The 6,854-nt window shown below is 41.8% G+C and carries 5 protein-coding genes and 1 tRNA gene; 2 read left to right on the forward strand and 4 right to left on the reverse strand.

Annotation, left to right across the window (positions count from 1 at the left end; all coding sequences use genetic code 11):
* Positions 1-11 precede the first annotated feature (11 nt).
* From OSCI_RS15355 to OSCI_RS15370, 4 genes are all read right to left on the reverse strand, one after another.
* Positions 12-2,006 carry a heavy metal translocating P-type ATPase gene (locus OSCI_RS15355; protein WP_007355931.1) on the reverse strand — a complete coding sequence of 665 codons (1,995 nt, stop codon included), beginning with the start codon at positions 2,004-2,006 and terminating at the stop codon, positions 12-14.
* Between the two features lie 209 nt (positions 2,007-2,215).
* Positions 2,216-2,659, reverse strand: a complete 444-nt coding sequence (locus OSCI_RS15360) for a VOC family protein (protein WP_007355932.1) — start codon at positions 2,657-2,659, stop codon at positions 2,216-2,218.
* A gap of 87 nt (positions 2,660-2,746) precedes the next feature.
* Positions 2,747-3,256, reverse strand: a complete 510-nt coding sequence (locus tag OSCI_RS15365; RefSeq protein WP_007355933.1) for a TIGR02652 family protein — start codon at positions 3,254-3,256, stop codon at positions 2,747-2,749.
* Between the two features lie 88 nt (positions 3,257-3,344).
* Positions 3,345-5,777 (reverse strand): DNA methyltransferase, encoded by a 2,433-nt coding sequence (locus OSCI_RS15370; RefSeq protein ID WP_007355934.1) that lies wholly within the window; start codon positions 5,775-5,777, stop codon positions 3,345-3,347.
* Between the two features lie 46 nt (positions 5,778-5,823).
* On the opposite strand from OSCI_RS15370, the gene OSCI_RS15375 reads away from it, so the two are divergent.
* Together OSCI_RS15375 and OSCI_RS30020 are read left to right on the forward strand one after the other, a co-directional pair.
* Complete coding sequence (locus tag OSCI_RS15375) at positions 5,824-6,378, forward strand: gamma carbonic anhydrase family protein (protein WP_007355935.1); 555 nt, start codon at positions 5,824-5,826, stop codon at positions 6,376-6,378.
* A 61-nt stretch (positions 6,379-6,439) separates the two neighbouring features.
* Positions 6,440-6,511: transfer RNA gene (locus OSCI_RS30020), tRNA-Ile, on the forward strand.
* Positions 6,512-6,854: the final 343 nt, after the last annotated feature.

Here is a 6,854-nt window from a genome sequence, read left to right on the forward strand (position 1 = left end):
TGGCAAACTCCTTATTTTAAAACTCTAGTTGCATTGAAAATAGCCGCCAAAGCTACGCCTACATCGGCAAAAACGGCTTCCCACATGGTTGCTACCCCGAAAGTTCCCAAAGCGATAAATATACCTTTGATTAACATAGCAAAAATGATATTTTGCCAGACAATATTGTGGGTTTTTGTGGCAATTTCTATCGCTTCAGCCACCTTTGATGGTGCATCTGTCATAATCACAACATCGGCAGTTTCTATCGCCGCATCTGAGCCTAAACCTCCCATTGCTATACCGACATCTGCTCTAGCAATAACAGGTGCATCATTGATTCCATCTCCTACAAATACAACTTTACGTTTTTTTCCAGAGTGGGTGAGTATTTTTTCAATTGCCTCGACTTTTCCTTCTGGTAATAAACCAGCTAAGTAGGAATCTAAACCCAGATTTTTAGCGACACTCTCGGCTACGGCTTGATTATCTCCTGTTAACATCACGATTTGCTCAACACCTAGTTTCTTTAGGTTAAAAATAGCTTGTGCTGCATCTTCCTTAATCTCGTCTCCAATCAAAATATACCCAGCGTAGCGATTTTCTACTGCTAAATGAACGACTGTTCCTTCGAGATTGCAGACATCGTGAGCAATGTTTTCCCGATGCAGCAGACGGTCATTTCCCGCAAGCACAACCTGATTATCTAACTTAGCTCGAATGCCGTGTCCTGCTATTTCTTCGTAATCTTTAACTTCAGAAGCATCTATTTTTTTACCGTAGGCTTCCAGAATAGATTTCGCTATAGGGTGATTAGATTGAAATTCTATTTTTGCGGCTATTGCTATCAATTCTGCTTCAGCAAAACCATTTTTAGGCACAACTTTAGCCACTTTAAAGACCCCTTTTGTCAGAGTTCCTGTTTTGTCAAAAACAACTGTTTTGACTTCAGTGAGAGTATCTAAAAAAGTAGAGCCTTTGACTAAAATACCCTGCTTAGCAGCACCTCCAATTCCCCCAAAATATCCCAGGGAAATGCTAATAACAAGTCCGCAAGGGCAGGAAATAACTAATAAAACAAGAGCGCGGTAAACCCAGAGAAATCGGTCGGTATCAGTTGATCCTGCAATAAATAAAGGAGGAATTAAAGCAACTGCTAATGAGCTAAAAACCACAAACGGCGTGTAGAATTTAGCAAATTTGGTGATGAATTTTTCAGTCTCAGCTTTTTTACTGCTGGCATTTTCTACTAATTCCAAAATCCGGGATATTGAAGACTCGCCAAACAGTTTAGTAACTTTGACGGTGAGAACTCCTGTCTGGTTAATCGTTCCCGCTAAGACTTTTTCTCCAATTCTGACGCTGCGAGGTACTGATTCTCCAGTTATTGCTGATGTATCAATTTGAGAATTTCCCTCTATAATCTCGCCGTCTAAGGGAATCTTTTCTCCTGGCTTAGCAATAATAATATTCCCTACGGCTACTGTTTCTGGTGAAACTTTTTTGACATCGCCATTGTGCTTGAGATTGGCATAGTCGGGTCGAATTTCTAATAGTGCTTTGATGGATTTGCGAGAACGACCAATAGCAAAATCTTGGAATAATTCTCCTACCTTGAAAAACAACATTACTCCAACGGCTTCAGGCAGTTTGTGAATTGCGATTGCGCCCAATGTTGCTACAGTCATTAAAAAGTTTTCATCAAATAATCTGCCTCGAAGTATATTACGTCCGGCGCTATTCAATACATTCCAGCCACTTAAAAGATAGGCTGGGATAAAAACTAGATATTCGCCAATACTGTAGGGCGTATTGTGTAATTTTTCCTCAAAAATCAAACCGATGATAAACAAAATAACCACCAACCCAACAGGTATCAACTCTTGATTGAGGTTGAAATCTCCACCGCCATGAGTGTGGTCGTGGTCGTGGTCGTGATTATGGTTATGATTATGATTCTCATGACTGCGTTCTTGGTGGTCGTCACTCCCACAACAGCCCGAATGACTTAATTTTGGTTTGTTCATTATTTTTCCCAAGTTTAGATAAAAAGCTACTATGAACATATATTCATATTTAGTCTCTTAAAAAGGAACCATAGTAGATTAAAACTTAAAAGTCAAGCTCATGTTCAAAGAAAATTAGTGGTTATAAATCCTGAGCGAGAGCGATAATCATTATTAATTGGTAATTGGTAATTGGTAATTGGTAATTGGTAATTGGTAACAACTAACCGTTAACTGTTAACAGTTAACAGCCGGATAAATTCTAAAGGTAATCCATCGGTATCGGCAATAAAAGCTACTTCATAAACATTCGTGCCAATCATTTGCTGAGTCGGTTCTAAGAGAACTTTTAAAGGCTGGAATTCCTTGGGTTGCGCCTGTGCTGCTGACTCAAAGCGCTCTTGTACCGACTTTAGCCAGCTAGAAAGGTCAGTTGCCGTATCTGTGATATCAAAAGATAGGTGGTAGTAGCCAACGTAATGCTCGTCTCCAAAGGCATCCGGTGCAGGTTTGGGTTCCGGTATTTGGATCAGTTCAATACGCCCATTTAAGCCTTCCATCCAACAAGCAAGCGTGTAACCGGTTGTAAAGCGTTCGCAGACGGTAAATCCCAGTTGTTCGTAGAAAGCGATCGCGCAATGAATATTAGCAGTACGAATCGAGGCGTGGTGCATTCGATTTTAAATTTTAGATTTTAGATACAGAGCTAAGTAGAAAGCCGAAGGAAGAAGGAAGAATGCTTATACAGCGCTTTTCTAATCTTATTCAAACAACCGAAAATAAGGATATCTAATCGGTACTCCTGGCTCTTTTTCCAAGTCAAAATTAATTACTTCCCAGCAAGGTTCCTCTAAGGGGTCAGGGCTAAAATCGACAGGCAAACCGTAAAGTCTCGGCCGAGGGGATTCTGGTTGTCCCCGCCAAGGAGTGGTACGCTCCAGATAAGAGCTAATTAAGTCACGATAGCGTTGGGCGATGATGACGCGAGTTGCCCGATAACCTTGAGTATAGAGGCGATCGAGAGCTTCGTGAATTTCAAAGCGAATCCCGTCAGGATGTGTGTGCTGCCGATACCAATCATTTTCCCACTGCCGCCAGTGACGACCTGACTGGAGATGGACTAGCTCACCCGTTTTCGGGTCTGCCTCAAATGCGCCGTGACGGGGACACAAATAAGTGTCCGTTAGCGTTAGCGCCGGAATTGTCTGGCGACAGTGAGGACACTGAATTTCCGGGCCAAACATCGGGTATTGCAAGGCAGGATTGATCATGGAGTGCGTCCCAGCATATTTTCTGCAATAGTGCTAATTGCTTTTATTATTATACCTGATAGCCAAACGTCGGCTATTGCAATATCTATCAATCTGCTTCGTCTGGTGAGGTTGTTTCTGTGTTTGCGACCACTGCTGGTTTAACAGCAAAATCTATGAGCCATTTAAGCTTAGACTTGTCACCCTGTATATATGCAGAAATGGCTTGTGCTATATCAGCTACCCTTGCAAGGGGAACAACATAATCAAATACTTTCGCCATAACTTTCAATGTCTCAGATGTCCAAGGCCCATCTATTACTAAGACCGCCAGCATCTCCTTATGTTTTCCCTTCCAGTTTATGGCTGAAAACATTTTGTCTTTTGCATAAAGTGATGCGTGCCTTGGAGAAGACTTTCTGACTTCTATAAAAGCTTTGGGATATTTATCATCAGGAATAACAAAGTCGGCCCGAATATTATAAAGGACTCCTTCAATATGGCTGTACTCAGATTCACGCTTATAGGAGAGTTTGGCATCATCAAGAGCACTTGCGACAACGCTTTCTAGCAAAATTCTACCAACCAAGTCACGTACAATCCCCTCCAAAGTTGGCTCAATACTCTGTATAAGCTCTGAACAGTTCACAGGCTGTAATGAAACTTGTTGATTCAAAATATCAGCTAACTTTTGAGAAGCTTTTTCGGAAATTGCATTATCTGAAACACTACCAATTCGTTTTTTTAATGCCGACTTACTGGAAATTTTTGCTAGGCGTTGGAGAAGAGGGAGCATATAAGGCGAAGCTTTAATATAGCTGGCTTCAAATACCGTAAATCCCTGTGTTTCCTGCTCCAGTTCACTCAGCAAATCTCTAACTCTTTCCCTCATTTGCTCGTATACGCCCTTTGTAAGAGCAGCTTCCACATCGAAGGGAATAGCTAGAACTCTTTGCCACTCTTGAACAACTTGTTCGACCGTGGCAGAAGCAGCATCAAGTGAACTATTTATTCCTGTAAGAACAATAATTTTTTGCTCTAAGCTCTGAACGTGCTCTGGTTTAATATTTGCTAAGGCGTGGCTCTGACGGCTAAGTTCTATATAGACTCGAACATAATGTTCCATAGCCTCTTTCGCAAGACCATAGAGAGTATCTGTTTTGAGCTTCTGTTCCACCGATTCCTCATCTGTTGACTCTTCCAGTTCTAAATCTAAATTTTCTTGCATGATATAACTTCCTAGTAGGCTTGTTTGCTCTCTGTCAGTACGTACAGCGTGAATATGGAACTCTCCAAGAGAAGTTTTTGCTCCATCTCTCTTTTTAAGTATCCAGCGTTCTCCTCTTGTTCTCAGATTTTCAATTCCTACGATCTGAAATCCATTCTCTTGCATAAGCTCTGCCAGCAGTTTTTCTGTTTGGATATGAACTCCATAAAGAGCGGCATCTGCGACAACCAAGTGAAAAGAACTTCCTATTTTTAGCACTCGCCTTATTTCTCGGAAAACCGACTGTATTTGAGCAAAGTATGGGTAAACAAGCAAATCATAATCTTTTTTCCCAGGTCGGACACGCTTTTGTTGATTAAGTTCGCTAACAACTGGTTGGAGGTAAGCTAAAAAAGTTGGAGATAGACTTTCAACAAACTTGTTTTGGTTGCGTTTTAAATCAGTAGGTACAGTTGTAGTATTGACAATAAATTTACGCCTAACTTTCTCTGTTATTTCCCGCCATGAGCTTGCATAACGCCAAAAATAAAGTTCCATTCGAGTCATTTCAGCAAAATCAAAATTATTCAAATAAGGTGGAGATGTAATGCACAATGAACAACTTTCTTTATCGACTGGAAGCATATATTCTGAAGTCATTAAATGTAAAGAAGATTTCGATAAATAGCGATCTCCAATAATAGCGACATCCCCTCTAATTTCAGCGCAAATTTTTGTAATACTTTCGTTATAACAAACCGATTTTTTTCGCGTAGTAGGAGCTTTGTAAATACCATCAGTCTGAGAGCCAGATGCCAACTCTAAAACGCGAGATAAAACAAGGCGATAAATATGGCGTTCTGTAATATTTACTTCATTTTCAAGAAGCAAGGCTGATGCTAAAAATCTAAGCTCTTTTTCTGGTACAAGTTTGTTTAAAAAAGCTAAAGCATCTTTTGACCAAATTTCTGTTAGTTCACCAAAATAAGGTCTGACTGATTGACATATACTCTCAATGTTATTTATTTGCTGTTCCCCTTTTGGCGGGAAAAGTTTTGCAAGAGAAATATCATAGAAAAATGGATGAACTTCAAAACCTATAGATTGGATTCCTTCCCGATTTGCTTGTACTAAAGTAGTTGAAAGCCCAGCAAAAGGATCGATAATTATTTCATTGCTTTTTAAGTTGGCTTCTTGAATACAATTGCTTACAAATTCTGGAGAAAAACCCGCTATGAAGTTGAACCATCTATGGATGGGGTGCCGATTAGCCGTTAGATTGGTAGAAAGCTTTTCTTTAGATATTACTTCTAAGGGAAGACCAAGATGTTTCATAGATTCAATTGATTCTTTTTTCTTTGTTGTGCTAATGTCGATCGCTATGACTAATCTTAACCAGCCACTCCCAATCCTAACATCCTATTGGCCCGTCCCCGATCTCTCCCTAGCAGCTTTTATCGCTCCCAATGCTGCGATCGTTGGCTTGGTAGAAGTCGCAGCGGGGGCTAGTATTTGGTACGGAGCCGTTGTCAGAGGAGATGTGGAGCGGATTGCGATCGGAGCTTGTACTAATATTCAAGACGGAGCAATTTTGCACGGCGATCCAGGTAAGCCCACTATCTTAGAAGATTTTGTAACAGTGGGACACCGAGCTGTAATTCACTCAGCTTATATTGAGCGGGGAAGTCTGATTGGGATCGGTGCAGTCGTACTCGATGGCGTGAGGGTGGGGGCCGGTAGTATCGTCGGTGCGGGCTCAGTTGTAACTAAAGACGTGCCGCCTTTGTCCTTAGTTGTGGGAGTGCCGGCCAAACTACGGCGAGATGTCTCTGAGGCAGAAGCCGCTGAATTGATCGAACACGCCAAACGCTACGAGCAGTTAGCTTTGGTTCACTCTGGTAGAGGAACTAATTTGGGATTTGCCAAAGCCGATTAATCCCTAAGCGAATCCCCAGTAATCTAAGTGCGCGATGCCTTCGGCGCGGCGTTCCGCCATCGCAACCTTGGCCGATCGGAGAGGCAACGAACTCATAATTCGTCTGAGCTGGGTTCAACTCCCAGAGGTTGCATAATAAATATGGGGCGAATCCGAGCATGACGGGCGCTGGCTAGAGGCGTGAGGGCGGTGCGATCGCGGAGCGAGAGTATGGTGCAAGAAAAACAGGTAAAATAGGTCAAAAGCCTTGCATCACCCTCCCTCACCATGTACAGAAAAGCTGAGTCTGTTCCCAGGGAACCCTTCGACTTTGAACACCCCTTTGAAGGAAGGTTGTCAAAAGAGGCGTTGGTGAATTGGGGTATGATGATTTGAGAGTGCGATCGCCAAAAAATAACACTTCACAACACTGGGAGATTGTTAATAAATGGAAATGCCATTTTTATGTGACAGATGGATGGAAAGTTTACCCTAAT

Origin of the sequence: Kamptonema sp. PCC 6506 (assembly GCF_000180455.1) — a bacterium.
In the GTDB taxonomy this organism is placed as follows: domain Bacteria; phylum Cyanobacteriota; class Cyanobacteriia; order Cyanobacteriales; family Microcoleaceae; genus Kamptonema; species Kamptonema formosum.

What these genes read in the sequence shown, in the direction of transcription:
- OSCI_RS15370 (WP_007355934.1), bottom strand. Translation starts at nt 5,777, where the DNA reads ATGAAACATCTTGGTCTTCCCTTAGAAGTAATATCTAAAGAAAAGCTT.
- OSCI_RS15355 (WP_007355931.1), bottom strand. Translation starts at nt 2,006, where the DNA reads ATGAACAAACCAAAATTAAGTCATTCGGGCTGTTGTGGGAGTGACGAC.
- OSCI_RS15360 (WP_007355932.1), bottom strand. Translation starts at nt 2,659, where the DNA reads ATGCACCACGCCTCGATTCGTACTGCTAATATTCATTGCGCGATCGCT.
- OSCI_RS15375 (WP_007355935.1), top strand. Translation starts at nt 5,824, where the DNA reads ATGACTAATCTTAACCAGCCACTCCCAATCCTAACATCCTATTGGCCC.
- OSCI_RS15365 (WP_007355933.1), bottom strand. Translation starts at nt 3,256, where the DNA reads ATGATCAATCCTGCCTTGCAATACCCGATGTTTGGCCCGGAAATTCAG.